The sequence below is a fragment of the Ancylobacter aquaticus genome, from assembly GCF_004339465.1.
Classification (GTDB): domain Bacteria; phylum Pseudomonadota; class Alphaproteobacteria; order Rhizobiales; family Xanthobacteraceae; genus Ancylobacter; species Ancylobacter aquaticus.
In genome coordinates, this window is the sequence record NZ_SMFY01000002.1 from 1,026,772 (window position 1) to 1,048,204 (window position 21,433).

Consider the following 21,433-nt stretch of genomic DNA (forward strand, 5'->3'; position numbering starts at 1 on the left):
CAGGCGGAAGGCTGGGTCCCCGGGTCGAGCCCGGGGATGAGGAAGCGGGAGAGCCCGCGCCACCGTCCCTCATGGCCGGGCTTGACCCGGCCACCCGGTCTGCTCACCTCTTGAAGGTAAAAGCCCGGGGATGAGGGAAAGGAAGGGAGTTTCCATGGACACGCCGACAGCCACACTTGCCGAGCCGGCAACCCTTGCCGAGCCGGCAACCCCCGCCGAGCCGGCGACCGACACCATCCCCCGCGTGCTTGCCACCGAGGCGGCGCTGGTGCTCATCGCGACACTTGCCGCCGAGCATGGCAAGCTGCTGTTCCACCAGTCCGGCGGCTGCTGCGACGGGTCCTCGCCCATGTGCTTCGCCGTCGGCGACTACATCGTCGGCGACCGCGACGTGCGGATGGGCGCCATCGGTGGCGCGCCTTTCTATATGAGCCAGTCGCAGTTTGAATATTGGCAGCACACCCAGCTCATCATCGACGTGGTCCCCGGGCGCGGCGGCATGTTCAGCCTGGAGAACGGGCGCGACCAGCGCTTCCTCACCCGCTCGCGGCTGTTCACCGACGCGGAACTGGAGCGCCTCGCCCCGCTCAGCCATGGCGCGGACGGCTAAGTCTTCGCGCAGCGTTCAGCGCGGCGTCAGCGCCGTCACCGCCAGCGCGGTCGCCGCCGCCCGATTCTCCACCCCGATTTTGGCGTAGATCTGCTCCAGGTGCTTGTTCACCGTGCGCGGCGACAGGCCGAGGATTTCGCCGATGTCGCGATTTGCCTTGCCGCGCGCCAGCCACACCAGCACCTCGGATTCGCGCAGCGTCAGGCCCAGCTTGGCCTTCAGCACCTGCTCCGGCGGAATGCCGCTGTCCTCGACAATGCGCAGCAGCAACTCCTCCGGGCCGATCTGCCCGACATAGGAGAGCTTCAGCCGGCGCGCCGAGCCCTCCATCGCCACCTCGATCGCCTCCGGCTCGATGGCCGCGCCCTCGGCCTTGCGTCCCTCCAGCCAGCGCCGCACGGCCTCCGGCAGGGTAAAGCTCTCGCCGGGCGGCGAGGTACTGATCGCGGTCAGCAGCGCCGTCGCCTGCGGCGTGCTCCACAGCACCCGCCCGGCCCGGTTGGCGGAGAGCAGGTAACGCCCGGCGGCGTCCAGCGCGGCGCGGGCGCTGTGGGTCTGGCGGGCATTGGCCAGATGCACGCGGATGCGGGCGATCAGCTCGTCCGGCGAGATCGGCTTGGTCACATAGTCGACCCCGCCCGCCTCCAGCCCCTTCACGATCTGCTCGGTCTCGGAAAGCCCGGTCATGAAGATGACGGGCACATGCGCCACCGATTTGTTGCGCTTGAGCCGGCGGCAGGTCTCGAAGCCGTCCATGCCCGGCATGACCGCGTCCATCAGGATCACGTCGGGAGTGATGCGCTCGACCAGCGCCAGCGCGTTGGCGCCTTCGGTGGCCACCAGCACCGTGGCGCCCGCCGCCTCCAGCGCGTCGGTGAGGAGACTGAGCGTCTCGGGCGAATCGTCCACCACTAGGACGATGTCGCGGCGTTCCACGCTATGCATCATTGCTGCGCAACGCCTCCAGAACAGACATGTATTGCTTGAGGTCGAAGGTTTCCATCAGGTCGCGCATATGGGCGACGAAGGCCTTGTTGTCGGGCGAGGCGCCTTCGATTTCCTTGAGCTTGGCCTGGATGCCGCGCACATATCCGATCTCCCCCAGCTTCATCAGGTCATCGAGATGCACGCCCGCCGGCGCCCGCAATTCGCCGGGCCGGCTCGCCTCGCCGGCGGCAAGGGCGGCGAGTTCGCCATCGCCCACCCATTCGAGATCGAGCAGCGCCGCCATCTTTTCCAGCAGCGTGCGCAGATGCACCGGCTTGACCAGATGGTCGTCGTTCTGGGCGAGGCCGTCGCCGAGTATTTCCCCGGCATTGGCGGAGATCATGATGATGCGCAGCCGCCCGAAGCCCTCGTCGCGCAGCTGGCGCACCACCTCCCAGCCATTGAGGCCGGGCATGGAAATGTCGAGCAGCACCATATCCGGCTCCCATTCGCGCACCATATCGAGCGCCTGCACGCCGTCCGTGGCGGCGAGCACGGTGAAGCCGAGCGGCACCAGCAATTCGTGCATGAGGTCGCGATGGGCGACATCGTCGTCGGCCACCAGCACGGTGCGGCGCGGGCCGGTATAGCCGGCGATGTGGCGGTGCTGGATCGGGCCGAGGCGCGAGGGGTTGGTCACCTCCGACAGCATCATCTTGACGCGGAAGACGCTGCCCTCCCCCGGCACCGATTTGAGCGAGATTTCGCCGCCCATGATCTCGGTGAGCAGCTTGGTGATGGTGAGCCCGAGGCCGATACCGGCGGTGGAATAGGTGCCCGCGCGCTCCCCGCGCTCGAACGGCTCGAAGATCCGCGTGTGGTCGGCGGCGGGAATGCCGATGCCGCTATCCTCGATCTCGAACTCCGCCACCTGGTTGCGATAGGAGACGCGCAGCGCCACCCGGCCCCGCTCGGTGAACTTGATGGCGTTGGAGAGCAGGTTGATGAGGATCTGCCGCAGCCGCTTCTCGTCGGTGAACACGGTCCCCGGCAGACGGTCGGGGCGGACATAGACGAAATCGATCCCCTTGGCAGTGGCCTGCAGCCGGAACATGTCGACCAGCTGGTCGAGGAATTCGCCGATCCGCACCTCGTCGCGGGTGAGATAGAGCCGCCCGGCCTCGATCTTGGAGATGTCGAGCAGCCCGTCGATCAGCCCGGACAGGTGCTCGGCGGAGCGGCGCACCACGCGGATGGCATCGCGACGGTGCGGGGGAATCGCGGTGTCGCGCTCCAGCAGCTGGGCGTAGCCGAGAATGGCGTTCAGCGGCGTGCGCAATTCGTGGCTGATGCCGACGACATAGCGGCTCTTCGCGAGGTTGGCGGCCTCGGCGGCCTCCTTGGCCTTCTGCAACTTGGCGTCGGTGCGCTTGTGCGCCTCGATCTCGCGCATCAGGAGCGCGGTCTGGCGGTTGCTCTCCTCCTGCGCCACGCGCCGGCTTTCCTGCGCCAGCACGAAAAGCCAGGCGGCGACGCCGGCGATGATCAGCAGGATGAAGTAGAGCGTGAACAGCACATTGCCGACCGTCTCGGTCTCGCCTGGCGGGGCGAAGGTCGACTGGAAATAGATGACGCCCAATATGCCGCCGATGACCATCGCCAGCAGCGACATCACGCCGATATAGTGGCCCAGCCGGGAATTGAGCTGCGCCACCATCCAGCCCGGCAGGGTGGCCCGCAGCGCCGCCAGAATCTGGTCGGGAAAGCGCGCATCGTCCTTGCAGCGGTCGTTGCAGCGTGCATCCAGCGAGCAGCACAGCGAGCAGATCGGCCCGGCATAGACCGGGCAGTGCGCCATGTCCTCCGGCTCGAACTTGTGCTCGCAGATGCAGCATTTGAGCGAGTGGCGCGCATCCCAGTTCTTCGCCGTGCGCCGCGCGATGTAGTAGCGCCCCCCGGTGGCGTAGGCGATGCCGGCCGCCGAGACGAACGAGACCACCAGCGCCAGGAACGGCGCGAACACTTTCACGGTCGGCCCGAAGAAGCCTGCAAAGGCGATGACGCCGATCACCGTGCCGGCGAGCAGCGCCCCGACACCGACCGGATTGATGTCGTAGAGATGCGCGCGCTTGAACTCGATGCCCGGCGGGCTCCAGCCCATCGGCTTGTTGACCACGAGGTCGGCCACCAGCGCCGCCACCCACGCTACCGCGACGATGGAATACAGGCCGAGGATCTGCTCCAGCACCTTGTAGATGCCGAGCGCCATCAGCATCAGCGCGATGGTGACGTTGAACACCAGCCACACCACCCGGCCGGGATGGCTGTGGGTCAGGCGGGAGAAGAAGTTCGACCAGGCGATCGAGCCGGCATAGGCGTTCGTCACATTGATCTTGAGCTGCGCCAGGATGACGAAGAGCCCGGTGAAGGCCAGCGCCATCTCCGGCGAGAACACGGTCCTGAACGCCACCAGATACATCTGGGTCGGCTCGGCGGCGTGCAGGAAGGGGATGCCCTGGGTCAACGCGAAATAGGCAAGGAACGAGCCCGCCAGCATCTTGATCCCGCCGGGAATGATCCAGCCCGGACCGGCGCTGAGCAGCGCCACCCACCAAAGCACGTTGCGCCGGGTCTCGGTGCGGCCGGGCGCCCGGCGCGGCAGGAAGCGCAGGAAATCGACCTGCTCGCCGATCTGGGCAATCAGCGCGAACACCACCGTGGTCGCGGTGCCGAACAGCACGAGATCGAACGAACCGTCGGGGGCGCCGAAGCGGCCGGTATAGGAAGTCCACCCCGCCAGTGGCTCGTCGTAGAGCGCGAAGATGAAGATGAAGGGAATGATGTTGAGCACCAGCCAGACCGGCTGGGTCCAGAGCTGGAAACGGCTGATGAAGGTGATGCCGTGGGTCACCAGCGGAATCACCACCAGCGCGCTGATGAAATAGCCCACCATGAGCGGCACGCCGAAGCACATCTCCAGCGCCAGCGCCATGATCGCCGCCTCGATGGCGAAGAACAGATAGGTGAAGGAGGCGTAGATCAGCGAGGTGAGCGTCGAGCCGATATAGCCGAAGCCGGCGCCGCGGGTCAGCAGGTCGATGTCGACGCCGAACTTGGCGGCGTAATAGCTGATCGGCAGGCCGGCGATGAAGATGATGGTGCAGACCACCAGGATCGCCGCCACCGCATTGGGGAAGCCATAGGCAAGTGTGATCGCCCCGCCGATCGCCTCCAGCGCCAGGAAGGACACCGCACCGAGCGCCGTGTTGGCGACCCGCAGCGCCGACCAGCGGCGTGCGCTCTTGGCGGTGAAGCGGAGCGCATAGTCCTCCAGCGTCTCGTTGACGACCCACTGATTGTAGCGGCGCCGAACGCGAACGATCTTCTGCTCCGCCGCCATTGGGTTTTGCCTCGCCGTGCCAACGCCAGACATGCTTCCGCGCTCACCCTCCCCAGGGCATTTCGTGTTTTTTGCACCGCATCAGTCCCGGCCGGTTGCGAAAAACCGCCCCGGACGGCGAAGCACAAATCATTCCACTCGCACCAGATCGGTCGCGAAAGGTTATTACGCGACCCAATGACGCATCTCGGTACCGCATGCAGAGAACATCTTCTCCGCCATGCCCAATAATAAGGCTGACCGTCGAACTATTGTGCCCGTCACCCGCCTTCTGTTCTCGCGCGCGCGCGTAAAATAGATGCCGCCGCACGCGAAAATCTTCGCGACGGGGCACACAAACCCATGTTCGGCTCCACTGTGCGGGAGCGCCGGCGGTTCCCCTATACGTCAATCGACGTATTGCTGCATCGCGACATCGGCCGCCACGATCCAGCCAATGCAAGCAGCTGAGAAGCTTGTTGAGGCCACGTCAAACCCGTGGAGGGGAACCGTATGTCTTCCGATAAAGATAATTCTAACAAGATTTCCAGTACGCGCCGCAAGTTGCTGATGGGCATTGCCGCGCTCCCGGCGGTGCCTCTTCTTGCGTCCACCGGCCTTTTTTCGACGCCCGCAATGGCGCAGGCCCCCGCCACCTCGGCGGTGAACACCACCGGCCTCGCCGTTACCGACACTGAAGTGACCGTCGGCATCCTGCACTCCGTGACCGGCACCATGGCCATTTCGGAGACCGGCTCGGTGCAGGCCGAGAAGCTGGCGATCGAGCAGATCAACGCCATGGGCGGCGTGCTCGGCCGCAAGATCAAGTTCATCCAGGAAGACGGCGCCTCCGACTGGCCGACCTTCGCCGAGAAGGCGAAGAAGCTGCTGGTCAACGACAAGGTCGCGGCCATCATGGGCTGCTGGACCTCGGCGTCCCGCAAGGCGGTGCTGCCGGTGGTCGAGCAGTATAACGGCATGCTCTACTACCCCACCTTCTATGAAGGGCTGGAGCAGTCCAAGAACGTCATCTACACCGGCCAGGAAGCCACCCAGCAGATCCTCGCCGGCCTCGACTGGGTTGCCAAGGAGAAGAAGAGCAAGACCTTCTACCTCATCGGCTCGGACTATATCTGGCCGCGCACCTCGATGAAGATCGCCCGCAAGCACATTGAGGGGCATCTGAAGGATTCGTCCGTCGTCGGCGAGGAGTATTTCCCGCTCGGCCACACCCAGTTCAACTCGGTCATCAACAAGATCAAGCTGCGCAAGCCGGACGTGATCTACGCCGCCGTCGTCGGTGGCTCCAACGTCGCCTTCTACAAGCAGCTCAAGGCGGCCGGTATCGACCTGTCCAAGCAGACCCTGCTGACCATCTCGGTCACCGAGGACGAGATCGACGGCATCGGCGGCGAGAACATCGCTGGCGCCTACAGCTCGATGAAGTATTTCCAGTCGCTCGACAACCCGAACAACAAGGAATTCGTCGCCGCCTTCAAGAAGATGTGGGGCGAGAAGACCGTGATCGGCGACGTTACCCAGGCGGCCTATCTCGGCCCGTGGCTGTGGAAAATGACCGTCGAGAAGGCCGGCTCCTTCGACATCGACAAGATTGCCGCCGCCTCGGCCGGCATCGAGTTCAACAAGGCGCCGGAAGGCTACGTCAAGATCCACGACAACCATCATCTCTGGTCGAAGGCCCGCATCGGCCTCGCGCTGCCCGATGGCCAGTTCCAGGTGGTGTTCGAGACCCCGGACCTGATCGAGCCCGATCCGTTCCCGAAGGGTTACCAGTGATCGTCTGACACTCCCACCCGGAGAGGGCCCCGCGCCCTCTCCGGGGCTCTTTGCCGTTGACGCAAGACCGCGCAACTGCGCGCACGCCGGGGGAACCTTGAATGTTCGCTGACTATTCGCTGGCCGAGCTTGGCTCGATTTTCGTGATGCAGGGCTTCGCAGGCCTCATCCTGTTCTCGGTTTTCGTCCTCATGGCCCTCGGCCTCGCCATCATCTTCGGCCAGATGGGCGTCATCAACATGGCGCATGGCGAGTTCATGATTCTCGGCGCCTATGTCACCTATTTCACCTCGCAATTCTTCCTGAACTACATTCCATCCCTGTTCGGCGCCTATTTCTTCCTTGCCATGATACTTGCCTTCTTCGCCGCCGGCGCGCTCGGCATGGCGGTTGAATGGCTGATGATACGGCGGCTCTACAAGCGGCCACTCGACACGCTGCTCGCCACCTGGGGCCTGAGCCTCATCCTCCAGCAGCTCTACCGCACCGTTTTCGGCCCGCGCGAGGTCGGCGTGGAACTGCCGAACTGGATGATGGGCTCCCTCCCCGTCAGCGAGATGGTGGAAGTTCAGATCAACGGCCTGTTCGTCATGGCGCTCACCATCGCCATCACCGTGGCCGTAGCCCTGCTCATGTACAAGTCGAGCTGGGGCAAGCAGGTGCGCGCCGTGGTGCAGAACCGCGTCATGGCCGGCGCCGTGGGCATCGATACCGAGAAGGTCGACCGCTACACCTTCGGCCTCGGCTGCGGCATTGCCGGCGTCGCCGGTTCGGCCTTCACCATGATCGGCTCGACCGGCCCCACCTCCGGCCAGCTCTACATCGTCGACACCTTCCTGGTCGTCGTCTTCGGCGGCGCGCAGAGCCTGCTCGGCACCATCGCCTCCGCCTTCACCATCTCGCAGGCCCAGTCGACCATGGAGTTCTTCCTCTCCGGTTCGATGGCCAAGGTCCTCACGCTGCTCGGCGTGGTCATCATCCTGATGCTGCGGCCGCAGGGCCTGTTCGTCATCAAGGTCCGTCGCTGAGGAGGCGCACATGATCAAGTCCGACCGCACCTTCTTCCTGCGCCCGCAGGACATGATCGGGATCGCGATCCTCGCCTTCCTCCTGATCGTCATCCTGCCGCTGAGCCTGGACAATTTCCGCCTCCAGTTCGTCGGCAAGTACCTCACCTACGCCTTCGTCGCGCTCGGCCTGGTGCTGTGCTGGGGCTATGCCGGCATTCTCTCGCTCGGCCAGGGCGTGTTCTTCGGCCTTGGCGGCTACTGCATGGCCATGTTCCTCAAGCTGGAATCGTCCAGCGTCGAGGCCACCAAAATCCAGACCACGCCGGGCATTCCGGACTTCATGGACTGGAACCAGATCACCGAGCTGCCCTATATGTGGCAGCCCTTCAACAGCCTCACCCTCACCATCATCGCGGTGATCCTGGTGCCGGCGCTGTTCGCCTTCATCGTCGGCTTCGCGATGTTCAAGCGGCGGGTGGGCGGCGTGTACTTCGCCATCATCACCCAGGCGCTGGCGGCGATCATGACCATCCTGATCATCGGCCAGCAGGGCTATACCGGCGGCATCAACGGCATCACCGACCTGCGCACGCTGAACGGCTGGGACATCCGCTCCGACAGCGCCAAGACGATCCTCTATTTCGTCTGCGTCGCCCTGCTCCTTGCCTGCATCCTGATCGCCTATTTCGTGAAGTCCTCGAAGCTCGGCCGCATCCTCGTCGCCATGCGCGACAAGGAGGACCGGGTGCGCTTCTCCGGCTATGACGTCGCCAATTTCAAGGTGTTCGTGTTCTGCCTTGCCGCCTCGCTCTCCGCCATTGGCGGGGCGATGTTCACGCTGCAGGTCGGCTTCATGTCGCCCTCCTTCGTCGGCATCGTGCCCTCGATCGAAATGGTGATCTACGCGGCGGTCGGCGGGCGCCTGTCCATCCTCGGCGCCATCTACGGCACGCTGCTGGTGAACTGGGCCAAAACCTCCTTCTCCGAGAGCTTCCCCGAACTCTGGCTGTTCGGCCTTGGCGGCCTGTTCATCGCCGTGGTGCTGATCTTCCCGAACGGCATTGCCGGCCTCTGGCAGACCTATATCGCCCCGCGCCTCGGCCCGCTGTTCGGCGGCGCCGCCACGCGCCGGGCCAGCCCTCCCGCGACGCCGCCCGCCCCGCCGTCCCCCTCGGCGGCCGCCCCCGCCGCCGCCGAATAGGAGCGCACGCCATGAACAGCGCTGTCATCGCCGACACCATGAACAAGGATTTCGTCCTTGCGGTGGAAGGCCTCACGGTCTCCTTCGACGGCTTCAAGGCGGTCAACGACCTCTCCTTCTATGTCGACGAGAACGAGATCCGGGTCATCATCGGCCCCAACGGGGCCGGCAAGACCACGGTGCTTGACCTCATCTGTGGGCGCACCAAGGCGACCACCGGCTCCATCCGCTTCAAGGAGCGCGAGCTGACCAAGATGAAGGAGCACGAGATCGTGCGGGCCGGGGTGGGGCGCAAGTTCCAGAACCCGTCGATCTACGAGGACCTGACCGTCTTCGAGAACCTGGAAATCTCCTACCCCAAGGGCCGCTCGGTTCCGGGCGCCCTCACCTTCCGGCGCGACCGGGCGGTGAAGGAGCGGGTGCAGGAGATCGCCGAGACCATCTTCCTCGCCGACCAGCTCGACCAGCGCGCCGAATATCTCTCGCACGGCCAGAAGCAGTGGCTGGAGATCGGCATGCTGCTCATCCAGGACCCGGAACTGCTCATGCTCGACGAGCCGGTCGCCGGCATGAGCGTCTCCGAGCGCAAGAAGACCGCCGAACTGCTCAACACCATCATCAAGAACCGTTCGGTGATCGTGATCGAGCACGACATGAAGTTCGTCGAGGACATCGCCCACAAGGTGACGGTGCTGCACCAGGGCAAGATTCTCTCGGAAGGCTCGATGGCCAAGGTCCAGGCGGACCCGAAGGTCATCGAAGTCTATCTCGGCCATTGAGGGGCGGATCATGCTGAACGTATCCAGGCTGCACGTCTCCTATGGCGAGAGCGAGGTTCTGCACGGCCTCAACTTCAAGGTCGCGCCCAACGAGATCATCGCCATCATGGGCCGCAACGGCATGGGCAAGACCACGCTCATGAAGTCGCTCATGGGCATCGTGCCGACCAAGAGCGGCATGGTGAGTGTCGGCGCCACCGACATCACCAACTTCAAAAGCTATGAGCGCGTGAAAAACGGCGTCGCCTACGTACCGCAGGGCCGCATGATCTTCTCCACCATGACGGTGCAGGAGAACATCGAAACCGGCCTCATCCCGCGCGGCGAGAGCAAGGTGCCGCCCGACATCTACGAGCTGTTCCCCGTGCTGCTTGAGATGAAGGGCCGGCGCGGCGGCAATCTTTCCGGCGGCCAGCAGCAGCAGCTCGCCATCGCCCGCGCGCTCGCCACGGCACCCAAGGTGCTGCTGCTCGACGAGCCGACCGAGGGCATCCAGCCCTCCATCATCCGCGAGATGGCCCGCACGCTGAAGCGCATCCGCGACGAGCGCGGCCTGTCCATCGTGGTGTCCGAACAGGTGCTGTCCTTCGCCCTCGACATCGCCGACCGCGTGCTGGTGATCGAGAACGGCGAGATCGTCCACGAGGATCTGCGCGCCGACATCGACGAGGCCAAGGTCTCGAAATTCCTGTCGGTCTGAGCCCCTGCCAGACCTCTTCGCCCAGCCTGCCCGAGATTCCAGCTTGCCCAAGGGGAGTGAGAAGAATGACCGAGACACTGATCAAAGTTGACCTCAACCAGTCGGCCTATGACAACGACATGGTTCACAACCGCTGGCACCCGGACATCCCGATGGTGGCGTGGGTGAAGCCGGGCGACGATTTCATCGTCGAGACCTATGACTGGACCGGCGGCTTCATCAAGAACAACGATTCCGCCGACGACGTGCGCGACATCGACCTGTCGATCGTGCATTTCCTCTCCGGCCCCATCGGCGTCAAGGGCGCCGAGCCGGGCGACCTGCTGGTGGTCGACCTGCTCGACATCGGCGCCATGCCCGACAGCCAGTGGGGCTTCAACGGCTTCTTCTCGAAGAACAATGGCGGCGGCTTCCTGACCGACCATTTCCCGCAGGCTCAGAAGTCGATCTGGGACTTCAAGGGCATGTACACCTCCTCGCGCCACATCCCGGGCGTGAACTTCGCCGGCCTCATCCATCCCGGCCTGATCGGCTGCCTGCCCGATCCGAAGCTGCTGGAGACCTGGAACACCCGCGAACAGGCGCTGATCGACACCAACCCGACCCGCGTTCCCGCGCTCGCCGTCCCGCCCTTCGCCGCCACCGCCCATATGGGCCGGCTGACCGGCGACGCGAAGGCCGCCGCCGCCGCCACCGGCGCGCGCACCGTTCCCCCGCGCGAACATGGCGGCAATTGCGACATCAAGGACCTGTCGCGCGGCTCCAAGATCTATTTCCCCGTCTATGTCGAAGGCGGCGGCCTCTCCATGGGCGACCTGCATTTCAGCCAGGGCGACGGCGAGATCACCTTCTGCGGCGCCATCGAGATGGCCGGCTGGGTCCACCTCAAGGTCGAGGTGCTCAAGGGCGGCATGGCGAAATACGGGATCAAGAATCCCATCTTCAAGCCCTCGCCGGTGACGCCGAACTACAAGGACTACCTGATCTTCGAGGGCATCTCGGTCGACGAGTATGGCGGCCAGCACTATCTCGACGTCCACATCGCCTATCGCCAGGCCTGCCTCAACGCCATCGAATACCTGAAGAAGTTCGGCTATTCCGGCGCCCAGGCCTATTCGATCCTCGGCACCGCGCCGGTGCAGGGGCATATTTCGGGCGTCGTCGATATTCCCAACGCCTGCGCCACCCTGTGGCTGCCGACCGAAATCTTCGACTTCGACATCAACCCGACCGCCGATGGGCCGACCAAGTTCATCGACGGCTCGATCGACATGCCGCTTTCACCGGACCTTTGACCCCCACTTAGTCCGGTGCATGCGGGGCGATGCCAAAGGCGTCGCCCCGCCCTTACCTCAGAGGAAACGCCCAAGGGGTCGCCCTCAAGACCCGCACACAGGGACACGCTCATGCCCGTCTACGAATATGAATGCGAGAGCTGTGGCGATTTCACCGCCATGCGGCCGATGAGCGAGTATCAGGCGCCCCAGCCCTGCCCGGAGTGCAGCGCGATGGCGCCGCGCGTCATGCTGACGGCGCCCCACTTCTCCGGCATGTCGCGCGACAGCCTCACCGCCCACGCCACCAATGAGCGGGCAAGCCACGCGCCGATGACGACGGGCGAGTATGCGGCGAAGAAGCACCCGTCGAGCTGCTCTTGCTGCTCCGGCGGCATGAAGAGCCGCAGCAAGAAATCCAAGACCGCCACCGCCGCGTCAGGCGCCAAGAGCTTCCCCTCGGCGCGCCCGTGGATGATCAGCCACTGAGCGATGAATCCAGGGTGAGAATCGTCATGCCGGACGCGCCGCAGGCGCGATCCGGGATCGCGCAAACAGTGGGGAACGATCCCGGCTCTCCGCCGCGCCGGGCCGGGATGACGCCGCCCCTCGCCCCCCTCACTCCCCGATCGCAACGCCCTCGCGGCGCGGATCGGCGGCGCCGATGAGCCCTCCCGGCGTGATTGCCACCGCCTGTACCCCTGAGGTCATCGGCATCGTCTTCACCTCGAAGCCGAGTTGCTTCAGCCCCGGCGCCAGCCCCTCCGCCGCCGTTCCCGCCTCGATTTCCACCGCGTCGAAGCGCGCCAGCACGTTCGGTGCGGCGATGGCGTCGGCAAGGCCCAGGCCCCAGTCGAGATGGGCAATCAGCGTCTTCGCGACATAGCCGATGATCTGGCTGCCACCGGGCGAGCCGAGCGCCAGCACCGGGCGCCCGTCTTTCAGCACCACCGTCGGCGCCATGGAGGAACGCGGGCGCTTGCCCGGCTCGACCCGGTTGGCCACCGGCACGCCGTCCCTGTGCGAGCGGAAGGAGAAGTCCGTCAGCTCGTTGTTCAGCAGGAAGCCACCCACCATCAGCCGCGAACCGAAGCCGGCCTCGATGGTCGAGGTCATCGAGACGACATTGCCCTCGCCATCGACAATGGTGATCTGGGTGGTGGAGGGCAGTTCAGGCGCCGCGCCATCTGCCCGCGCCGGGGGAACCATCGCGTGATCCCATGGGGGCATGCCCGCCGCGACCTCCGGCAGCGCATCGTCGCCGGCCAACAGCTTTGCCCGCGCGTCGAGATAGTCGCGCGCCAGCAGCCCCCGGGTCGGCATCGGCACGAAATCGACATCGGCGATGTAGCGCTCGCGGTCGGCAAAGGCGAGGCGCGAGGCATCGGCGATCAGTCGCCACGCTTCGGGTGAGGAGGGGCCAAGCGCCGCCAGGTCATAAGGCTCCAGCAGGCCGAGAATCTGGCCGAGCGTGATCCCCCCGGAACTCGGCGGCCCCATGCCGCAGACCTCGAAGCCCCGATAGCCGCCGCAAACCGGCGCCCTCTCCTTCACTTGATAGCTGGCGAGATCCTCCATCGCCAGCAGGCCGGGATTGGCCGCATTGCGGACCGCGCCGACGATTTCCTGCGCCAGCGCGCCGTCATAAAAAGCGGCCGCGCCGCCGGTGCGCAACGCCCGGAGCGTGCCGGCATAGGCGGGGTTCTTCAGCAGGGTGCCTTCCCGCAATGGCGCGCCACCAGCGTCGAGAAAATAGGCCCGCGCCGCCGTGTCGCGCGCCAGCAGGGCGGCGTCGCCGGCAATCAGCCCGGCAAGGCGGGGAGAGACGGCAAATCCGTTTTCCGCCCGTTCCAGCGCGGGGTCGAACAGCCGCTTCCAGTCCAGCCGGCCATAGCGCTTGTGAACCGTCTCCAGCAGCGCCGGTGTGCCGGGCGTGCCGACCGAGCGCCCGCCGATCACCGCCTCCAGGAAGGCGAGCGGCTGGCCCTCCGCATTCTGGAACAGGGTCGGGGTCGCCGCGCGCGGCGCCGTCTCGCGCCCGTCGAAGGTGGTGAGCCGGCTCGTGCCCGCATCCCAATAGACCAAGAAGGCACCGCCCCCGAGGCCGGAGGATTGCGGTTCCACCAGCCCGAGCACGAGCTGGACCGCGATGAGGGCGTCGATGGCATTGCCGCCCGCGCGCAGCATCTCCGCGCCGGCCTCCGCCGCCAGCGGGTTGGCCGCCGTCACCATCCAGTCCTTGCCGGTGGCGGTCTTCTGGCCAGCAGCACGCGCGCTTGCCAGCTCCGGCGCGTGGCTGTCGGAGATTTGCTGGGCGTGCAGCGGCGTTGCCACCAGCACCAGCGCGAACAAGCACGGCCAAAGCTTCATCACGTCCCTTCCCTCTGCGCGCACTCATGATTGCGCGCCGTAACGCGAAGTGAACAGCGGATTTCGCCATTGCACTGCAACAAGCGCGTGACCTTTCGACGAATCGGTCTAAGCTGCAGATGTCTTCAACAACTGAAAGGAGGTGATCCAGTGTCTGATCGTCTTGATCCGCGGTCGTCGGTATCCGTGACCTGGACGCTTACCTCTTATGAGGTTCGTTCCGCGTGATGAGATACGTCGCGCTGCCCCTCTAGGCAGTTACGGACCGAACCGCGGTCTGACATGGGAAGGGCTGTCCTCGCGGGCAGCCCTTCTTTCTTGATAACAGCCCATTACCTCCGGGATTACTTTGTCGAAGCCGATCCTCATCTATATCGACGCTGACGCCTGCCCGGTGAAGGACGAGACGTATCGCGTCGCCGCTCGCCACCGGCTCAAGGTGTTCCTCGTCGCCAACTCCTGGATCGCGGTGCCGCGCGAGGCCGAGGTCGAGCGTGTGGTCGTCTCCGCCGGGCCGGATGTCGCCGATGACTGGATCGTCGAACGGGTGGAAGAAGGCGACCTCGTCATTACCGCCGACGTCCCCCTCGCCGCCCGGGTGGTGGCCAAGGGCGCGGAGGCCATCGGCCCCACGGGAAAACCCTTCACCGCCGCCTCCATCGGCATGCAGCTTGCCACCCGTAACCTGATGGCGGACCTGCGCGAAGCCGGCGAGATCACCCGCGGGCCCCGCCCCTTTTCGCCGCGCGACCGGTCGGAATTTCTTCAGGCGCTGGAGCGTTCCATACAACGCTTGAAACGAAAGGGCTTTCTGGCGGGTTGAAGAAGGGCAAGGAAAGGGAGACCGCAATGCTGCAAGCCTGCCTCAACGGATCACGCGAGAGCGCGTTCCATGCCTACACCCCGCTCACTCCCGCGCGCCTCGCGGCGGATGCGGTTGCCGTGGTCGCCGCCGGGGCGAGCGAGCTTCACCTGCACCCGCGCGATCCCTCGGGCACTGAAACGCTAGACGCCGCACACGTCGCCGCCGCGATCGAGGCGATCCGCGCCAAGGCGCCGGGCATCCCCATCGGCCTGTCCACCCATGCAGGCATCGCGCCGGGCGGAGCGGCGCGGCTCAAGGCGGTGAAGGCGTGGCAGGTGCTGCCGGACTATGTCTCGGTCAACCTGATCGAGGATGACGCGCCTGACATGATCGCGCTCGCCCTTTCGCGCGGGATCGGCGTCGAGGCGGGGCTGTGGTCGGTGGCCGATGCCGAGCGCTTCACGACGCTGCCCGATGCAAAGAAGTGCCTGCGCATCCTCATTGAGATCAATGAGCAAGATGTCGAGGAAGGGCTCAAGGTCGCCGCCGCCATCCGCAAGGTGCTGGCGCGCGCCAGCCTCGATGTCCCCGTGCTCCAGCACGGTCTGGATGCCGGCGTCTGGCCGCTCTATCAGGACGCGCTGATGCGCGGTCTCGACGGCCGCATCGGGCTGGAGGACGGCAAGCATCTGCCCGATGGCACCGAGGCGCAGGACAATGCCGCCCTCATCAAGGCCGCCTTCCGCCTCGCCCGCGTGCCCCCGAACCTGCCGCCGGAATCGGTGCCGCCGCTGGCGGGGGCGTGAGCGGACTTACTTCCCCGCCGTCGGGATCATTGCGGCCACCTGCCGGTCGCTCGGGCGGTCGCTTTCGGCCAGCCCGGCCGCCACGCCCTCGCGGTCGGCCTCCGGGCGGTTCTGGCTCATCTTCCGTTTTCCCTCGATACGGGAAATCGGCAGCCGCACGCCGACAATGCCCTTGAGCTGCGCGGCGATGAAGGCCTCCGGCGCGTCGCTCACCTCCCAGGGTTCGGCACGGGGCTCTTCGTAAAGCGCGGTGAGGCGCGTGACGGCATCGAGCAGGCGGGCGGGGTCGTCGAAGAACTCAACCGCGCCATAGGCATGCACCGCCTCATAATTCCACGTCGGCACCACTTTGCCATGTTCCTGCTTGGCTGCGTACCAGCTCGGCGTGATGTAGGCATCCGCGCCGCCGAACAGCACCAGCGCCTCGCCGATCGGCGGCGCTCGCCACTGCGGGTTGGCCTTCGCGACATGGCCGTGGAGCACACCGTGCTCGCCTTCGCTTTCGTCGAGGAACAGCGGCAGCGGCGTCGCCAGCATGCCCTCGGCGGTGGCGGTGACCAGCGTCGCCAGCCGCGCTGCGCGCATGATCTGCCGGAGGAGCACGGGGTCGTCTTCGCGGAAGGCAGGAGGCGTGTACATGGTGGACCCGGGGAGAGGCGGCTACGGAGGATTCCCCGCAGCATACCTCGGGATCGCCCGACAGGAACCGGGCGATGGCGCATGCAGCTGCAGCGCGCCAACCCGGCCTATTTCATCTCCACCTCGACGAAGCTCATCGGCGCGTCGCCGGCGTTGCGCACATCGTGGCGTATGCCGGCCGGGCGCGAATAGGCGGCGCCGGCCGCCATGGCCACCTGCGTCACCGTCCCGTCCACGTCGATCTCCATCAGCCCGTCGGTGACGAAGACAATGGAGTAGTCCATCGCGTGCTCATGCCAGCCCGTGTTGGCACCGGGGGCGAAATCCCAGCGCGTGATCCGCACGCGCGCGTCATCGGCCAGCAAGGTGGGAACGGCCGGTATCGTGCAGGCGAACGCCATGATGTCTTACCCCGAGTTCCGCAGCCCGGCCGAGATGCCGTTGATGGTCAGCTGGATGCCCTGCAGCACCTTCTCGTCGGTGTCGCTGGAGCGGTACTTGCGCAGCAGGCCCACCTGCACATGGTTGAGCGGATCGATATAGGGGAAGCGCGCGCGGATCGAGCGGTCCAGCAGCGGGTTGGTGCCGAGCAACTTGGGCTGCTCCGAGATCGACAGCAGCGCGTCGATGGCGGCCTGATGCTCCGTTCGGATTCGGCCGAAAATGCTCTCGCGCAGTTCCACATCCTCCACCAGCGCGGCATAGCGCGAGGCGATGGCGATGGAGCTCTTGGAAAGCACCATGTCCATATTGGAGAGCTGGGTGCGGAAGAACGGCCACTCCCGATACATTTCCTGCAGCAGCTTCAGGCCGTCGGGATGCGCCTCCAGCCAGGCCCGCACTGCGGTACCGAAGCCATACCAGCCCGGCAGCATCAGCCGGCACTGCGCCCAGGAGAACACCCAGGGAATGGCCCGCAGATCCTCGATCCGCCGCGTCTTCTTTCGCGAGGCCGGGCGCGAGCCGATGTTCAGCGTGGCGATTTCGTTGATGACGGTGGATTCCCAGAAATAATCCTCGAAGCGAGGGGTCTCGTAGACCAGCGCCCGATAGGCGGCGAACGCCGCGTCAGACAGCGCCTCCATCACGGTGAGATATTCCTCGCGCGGGGCCATGTCGTCGCCGGAGAGCAGCGTGGCCTCCAGCGTCGCCGCCGCGAGGATTTCGAGATTGCCGCGCCCGACCGCCGGGTTGGAGTATTTCGACGAGATGATCTCGCCCTGCTCGGTAATCCGGATCTGCCCCTGCACCGCCCCGCCCGGCTGGGCGAGGATGGCGTCATAGCTCGGCCCGCCGCCGCGACCGACAGAGCCGCCGCGCCCGTGGAAAAGACGCAGCCGCACGCCGTGGCGCTTGAACACCTCGATCAGCTCGATCTCGGCCTTGTAGAGCTCCCAGCCGGAGGTGAGGAAACCGCCATCCTTGTTGCTGTCGGAATAGCCGAGCATCACCTCCTGCACGCCGCCCCGGCTGTCGACCAGCTTGCGGTATTCCGGCAGGCGGAACATCTGCTCCATCACCTTGGCGGCGTTGCGCAGGTCGCCAATGGTCTCGAACAGCGGCACGATGTTCACCGCCGCAGACCCGGCGGGATCGACCAGCCCGACCTCCTTCAGCAGCAGCGCCAGTTCCAGCATGTCCGAGACGCTCTCGGCCTTGGAGATGATGCAGGTCTGGATCGCCTCAGGGCCGAAGCTCTGGTGGATGCGGGCGCAGGTGTGCAGCGTGGCGAGTTCGCCCACCGTCTCGTCGCAATAGGCGGCGAAGGGCGAGGTCAGCGGCCGGGCGGTGGTCAGTTCGCGCAGCAGCAGGGCGACGCGGGTGCCCTCGGGCAGCGCCTTGTAGTTGGTGCCGGGCGCGGCAACCTCGAACAGCTCGGCCACGCAGCGCTCATGCACATCGGAATTCTGCCGCGAATCCAGCACCGCGAGGTGGAAGCCGAAGCTGTCCACCGCCCGCCGCAGGGCGCGCAGCTTGCCACCGGCAATGACGCCGGACTTATGTGCCTTGAGCGAAGCATCGATGATGTCGAGATCGGCGCGCAATTCGGCGGCGGAGGCATAAGGCCGGGCCTGCGGCATCACGGTGAGGCCCAGCAGGTCGGCAATCTCCAGCCGGAAGGCGGTGGCGCGCAGGCGCGAGGCGATGGCGGTGACGGCGAGACGGTAGGGCTCGTTGCGCCGGTGCGGCGACAGGTCGGGCGAAGCGTCCACCAGCGCCAGCAGGTCGTCCGACACGCTCACCCGGATGGTGCTGATGGACAGTTCGCCGCCGAGGCTGTCCAGTTCTTCGAGATAGAACCGCACCGCCTGTGCGCTCTGCATCCGCATGGTCTCGCGCGTCACCTCGGCGGTGACGAAGGGGTTGCCGTCGCGATCGCCGCCGATCCAGCTGCCCATCCGCACGAAGGAGGCGATTTCCGGCGCCTCGCCTTCCCTCCCTTCCATGTCGGCCAGCCGGTCCTCCAGCGCCGCATAGAGCGAGGGCAGCTGGCGCAGGAACGTGTAGTCGTAATAGGCAAGACCGTTCGCCACCTCGTCCAGCACGGTCAGCTTGGTCCGGCGCAGCAGATTGGTTTGCCACAGCATCAGCACCCGCCGGCGCAGCTCGGCGCTCGCCAGTTCCTGTTCCTCCGGCGTGGGGTCGCGGCGGGCGCGGTCGGCGAGCAGTTCCGCCACCTTCATCTCATGCGTCAGCGTGGAGCGGCGGCGCACCTCGGTGGGGTGCGCGGTCAGCACCGGGCTAGCCAGCGCGGTGTCGAAGAAGGCGCGCAGATCGGCGGTGGAAATGCCCGCCTCGCGCGCACGCTCCAGCGCCCGCGCCACCGTCGCAGGCCCGGCGCAGGTGCCGTTGGCCGCCGCCGCCCGCATCCGCCGGATGACGTTCTGGTCCTCGGCGATGTTGGCGAGGTGGGAGAAATAAGAGAAGGCGCGGACGATCGAGATCGTCTGGTCCGGCCCGAGGTCGCTCAGGATCGCCTCGAGCTCGTGCCGGGCGCCCTCGTCTTCCTCGCGGTGGAAGCGCGTGGAAACGCGGCGGATATGCTCCACCAGCTCGTAGATCGCCTCGCCTTCCTGGTCGCGCAGCGTGTCGCCCAGCACCCGGCCGAGCATGCGGATGTCCTCGCGCAGGGAGAGGTCGAGCTCGCCATCGACTTCGGGTTCGGCATCGGAGAGGGCGATGGTGAGGGCAACGGACATGGCGATACTCCTTAAGGCGTAGACCAACTTAGCAATTAGCATGCCGTCGATGACACCCATGCGGGTGCCCTTATCCCCGGCTCGCGGGGTAATCGGGGGCGCCAAACCGCCGCGTCCGGCCAGGGGCCGTCGACGCGACCGCCCCTGCGGGAGCAGGTGATGCTGCGGCGACACAGCCCGCAAGTATCGTCCAATTGCCCCAGAGCCGCCCCGATTGTGAACGAATCCACCGCCAGCATGAACACCGTGCTCAGGAAAGCTTCAGGGTTGGGGCTTTATGAATAGGGGCATGCAGGACGTCGCTGTCGGCGGCGCGTCTGCGGAAGACCGGCCGGAAGGCCGGGCGAATGAACAAGCCGGCCGTCAGGCCGTTGGTAAAGTCAGCGTAAGCGTATCAGGAAGGAATTTGAGATGTCCCCCGTCATGAACCGTACCGAGGTTCAGGCCCCCCTCGCCGCTTCCCAGCCCAAGGCCTCCTATGCCGGCGCCCTTTCGCCGCTGCGTCCCACTGACGGGCGGGAGAAGAAGCTGGCAAACGCTCCGGTCGGCTCCATCGCCGCCATCGAATCGCAGCTCGGCTTCTGACGCTGGCCTGCGTATCGCCGGACGATCGACCCTGCACTCCGCGGGTATCCTGCAGCTTGAGAATGCAGCAGTTCCCGCAGTGAGTTTGCCGCCGCTCCGCATCCGTCTTCACGGAATTGTGTGCCGCGCGGAAAGCGCCGTTTCGTGCCGGCCCGCCCCCGGTCGGCACGTCCGAAAGACGCCGGATAACGCGCGAGGGGACTAGATTCAAGGCGCTTACTTCCCATATGGATGACGTTGCGGCAACTATCGCCCGAACCGTCCATGAGAGGCCAAGCCCTTGCGATTCCTGCGTCTGCGTCCCGTCGCCCTGCGTCTTGTCATTGGCGCCCTGTTCGTTGCCGCCGGTGTTCTGGTGGCCGCCGACTTCGCCGAGGCCCGCGCCGGCCGTAGCGGCAGCTTCGGCAGCCGAGGCACGCGCAGCTGGTCGACCCCCGCCCCCACGCCGACCGCTCCCACCGCCCAGCCCCTGCAGCGCTCCGCAGCCCCGCAAACCCAAACAGCACAAGGCGCCCGCGCTCCGGGCGTGCAGTCCGGCGGCTTCATGCGCGGTGGCTTCATGGGCGGGCTGATGGGCGGCCTGCTCGGCGCCGGCATTTTCGGCCTGCTGATGGGCTCGGGCTTCTTCTCCGGCCTCGGCAGCCTGTCCGGCATTATCGGCCTGCTGCTTCAGGTGGGGCTGATCTTCATCGTCGTGCGGCTGGTGATGGGCTGGATGCGCTCGCGCAATCAGCCTTCCTATGCCGGCGGCGCCCGTCCGGACCCGATGAACCGGAATGCGATGAACCGTGACGCGCTGAACGGCGCCGGCTCGGCTCCGCAGGGTAGCGCCTCCACCGGCACCGCCGCACCGCGCACCGGCTTCGGCACCGCCCCGCGTGGCAAGCCGATCAAGCTGGAAGGTTCGGACTTCGACATCTTCGAGCGCACGCTTACCGAGGTTCAGTCCGCCTATGGCCGCGCCGACAAGCCCGCCTTGGCCGCCCTGCTCACCCCCGAGATGTCTGGCTACATGGCCGAGGAACTCGACGAGATGGCGCGCGACGGGCTGGAGAACCGCATCACCGACGTGAAGCTGCTTCAGGGCGACCTGTCGGAAGCCTGGTCGGAAGGCGACACAGAATACGCCACCGTCGCCATGCGCTACGAACTCAAGGACGTCACGCTCGACAAGGCTACCGGCCGCGTCGTGCAGGGCGACCCCGACCGCGTGGAGCAGGCGGTGGAATTCTGGACTTTCGCCCGCCCGGCGCGCGGCGACTGGAAGCTGAGCGCCATCCAGCAGGGCTGAGCGCGCCTCATTTCCTCACACGACTAGAAAGGGCGGCCCCGGGCCGCCCTTTTTCGTGCG

General features: G+C 66.0%; 18 protein-coding genes. 12 read left to right on the forward strand and 6 right to left on the reverse strand.

Annotated elements, in window-relative coordinates:
• Positions 1 to 154: 154 nt before the first annotated feature.
• Positions 155 to 610: a DUF779 domain-containing protein gene (locus EV667_RS14305; RefSeq protein ID WP_245516151.1), complete on the forward strand. Its 456-nt coding sequence runs from the start codon at positions 155 to 157 to the stop codon at positions 608 to 610.
• 15 nt (positions 611 to 625) lie between these two features.
• Here the strand turns inward: EV667_RS14305 and EV667_RS14310 are convergent, their stop codons facing one another.
• Together EV667_RS14310 and EV667_RS14315 are read right to left on the reverse strand one after the other, a co-directional pair.
• Entirely contained in the window at positions 626 to 1,558 is a 933-nt protein-coding gene (locus EV667_RS14310; RefSeq protein ID WP_131835978.1) for a response regulator transcription factor, read from the reverse strand.
• Positions 1,548 to 4,937 (reverse strand): hybrid sensor histidine kinase/response regulator, encoded by a 3,390-nt coding sequence (locus EV667_RS14315; RefSeq protein WP_131835979.1) that lies wholly within the window; start codon positions 4,935 to 4,937, stop codon positions 1,548 to 1,550. The genes EV667_RS14310 and EV667_RS14315 overlap by 11 nt, the downstream gene beginning before the upstream one ends.
• A 492-nt stretch (positions 4,938 to 5,429) precedes the next feature.
• Here EV667_RS14315 and urtA point away from each other — a divergent pair, with 492 nt between their 5' ends.
• From urtA to EV667_RS14350, 7 genes are all read left to right on the forward strand, one after another.
• A complete protein-coding gene (gene urtA / locus EV667_RS14320) occupies positions 5,430 to 6,713 on the forward strand; it encodes an urea ABC transporter substrate-binding protein (RefSeq protein ID WP_131835980.1) in 1,284 nt (427 codons plus the stop codon).
• 101 nt (positions 6,714 to 6,814) lie between these two features.
• On the forward strand, positions 6,815 to 7,741 hold the full coding sequence (gene urtB / locus EV667_RS14325) for an urea ABC transporter permease subunit UrtB (protein ID WP_131835981.1): 927 nt from the start codon (positions 6,815 to 6,817) through the stop codon (positions 7,739 to 7,741).
• 10 nt (positions 7,742 to 7,751) lie between these two features.
• Complete coding sequence (gene urtC, locus EV667_RS14330; protein WP_131835982.1) at positions 7,752 to 8,924, forward strand: urea ABC transporter permease subunit UrtC; 1,173 nt, start codon at positions 7,752 to 7,754, stop codon at positions 8,922 to 8,924.
• Positions 8,925 to 8,935: 11 nt separating this feature from the next.
• Complete coding sequence (urtD, locus tag EV667_RS14335; RefSeq protein WP_131835983.1) at positions 8,936 to 9,703, forward strand: urea ABC transporter ATP-binding protein UrtD; 768 nt, start codon at positions 8,936 to 8,938, stop codon at positions 9,701 to 9,703.
• Positions 9,704 to 9,713: 10 nt separating this feature from the next.
• On the forward strand, positions 9,714 to 10,403 hold the full coding sequence (urtE, locus tag EV667_RS14340; protein ID WP_131835984.1) for an urea ABC transporter ATP-binding subunit UrtE: 690 nt from the start codon (positions 9,714 to 9,716) through the stop codon (positions 10,401 to 10,403).
• Positions 10,404 to 10,468: 65 nt separating this feature from the next.
• Positions 10,469 to 11,698: a formamidase gene (fmdA, locus tag EV667_RS14345; RefSeq protein ID WP_131835985.1), complete on the forward strand. Its 1,230-nt coding sequence runs from the start codon at positions 10,469 to 10,471 to the stop codon at positions 11,696 to 11,698.
• Positions 11,699 to 11,809: 111 nt separating this feature from the next.
• On the forward strand, positions 11,810 to 12,166 hold the full coding sequence (locus EV667_RS14350) for an FmdB family zinc ribbon protein (protein ID WP_131835986.1): 357 nt from the start codon (positions 11,810 to 11,812) through the stop codon (positions 12,164 to 12,166).
• A 129-nt stretch (positions 12,167 to 12,295) separates the two neighbouring features.
• Here the strand turns inward: EV667_RS14350 and ggt are convergent, their stop codons facing one another.
• Positions 12,296 to 14,047 (reverse strand): gamma-glutamyltransferase, encoded by a 1,752-nt coding sequence (ggt, locus tag EV667_RS14355; RefSeq protein ID WP_131835987.1) that lies wholly within the window; start codon positions 14,045 to 14,047, stop codon positions 12,296 to 12,298.
• Between the two features lie 349 nt (positions 14,048 to 14,396).
• On the opposite strand from ggt, the gene EV667_RS14360 reads away from it, so the two are divergent.
• The gene (locus EV667_RS14360; protein ID WP_131835988.1) at positions 14,397 to 14,870 is read left to right on the forward strand and encodes a YaiI/YqxD family protein; all 474 of its coding nucleotides are present in this window, start codon (positions 14,397 to 14,399) and stop codon (positions 14,868 to 14,870) included.
• 26 nt (positions 14,871 to 14,896) lie between these two features.
• Positions 14,897 to 15,658, forward strand: coding sequence for a 3-keto-5-aminohexanoate cleavage protein (locus tag EV667_RS14365; RefSeq protein ID WP_131835989.1), 762 nt, complete (start codon positions 14,897 to 14,899; stop codon positions 15,656 to 15,658).
• A gap of 6 nt (positions 15,659 to 15,664) precedes the next feature.
• On the opposite strand, the gene EV667_RS14370 is transcribed toward EV667_RS14365, so the two are convergent.
• The 3 genes from EV667_RS14370 to ppc form a co-directional block, all read right to left on the reverse strand.
• Positions 15,665 to 16,297: an FMN-binding negative transcriptional regulator gene (locus tag EV667_RS14370; protein WP_131835990.1), complete on the reverse strand. Its 633-nt coding sequence runs from the start codon at positions 16,295 to 16,297 to the stop codon at positions 15,665 to 15,667.
• 107 nt (positions 16,298 to 16,404) lie between these two features.
• On the reverse strand, positions 16,405 to 16,698 hold the full coding sequence (locus EV667_RS14375; RefSeq protein WP_131835991.1) for a cupin domain-containing protein: 294 nt from the start codon (positions 16,696 to 16,698) through the stop codon (positions 16,405 to 16,407).
• A gap of 6 nt (positions 16,699 to 16,704) precedes the next feature.
• Complete coding sequence (ppc, locus tag EV667_RS14380) at positions 16,705 to 19,497, reverse strand: phosphoenolpyruvate carboxylase (RefSeq protein WP_131835992.1); 2,793 nt, start codon at positions 19,495 to 19,497, stop codon at positions 16,705 to 16,707.
• 411 nt (positions 19,498 to 19,908) lie between these two features.
• On the opposite strand from ppc, the gene EV667_RS22595 reads away from it, so the two are divergent.
• Together EV667_RS22595 and EV667_RS14385 are read left to right on the forward strand one after the other, a co-directional pair.
• Positions 19,909 to 20,082, forward strand: a complete 174-nt coding sequence (locus tag EV667_RS22595) for a hypothetical protein (RefSeq protein ID WP_165901613.1) — start codon at positions 19,909 to 19,911, stop codon at positions 20,080 to 20,082.
• 280 nt (positions 20,083 to 20,362) lie between these two features.
• Positions 20,363 to 21,373 carry a Tim44 domain-containing protein gene (locus EV667_RS14385; RefSeq protein ID WP_131835993.1) on the forward strand — a complete coding sequence of 337 codons (1,011 nt, stop codon included), beginning with the start codon at positions 20,363 to 20,365 and terminating at the stop codon, positions 21,371 to 21,373.
• Positions 21,374 to 21,433: the final 60 nt, after the last annotated feature.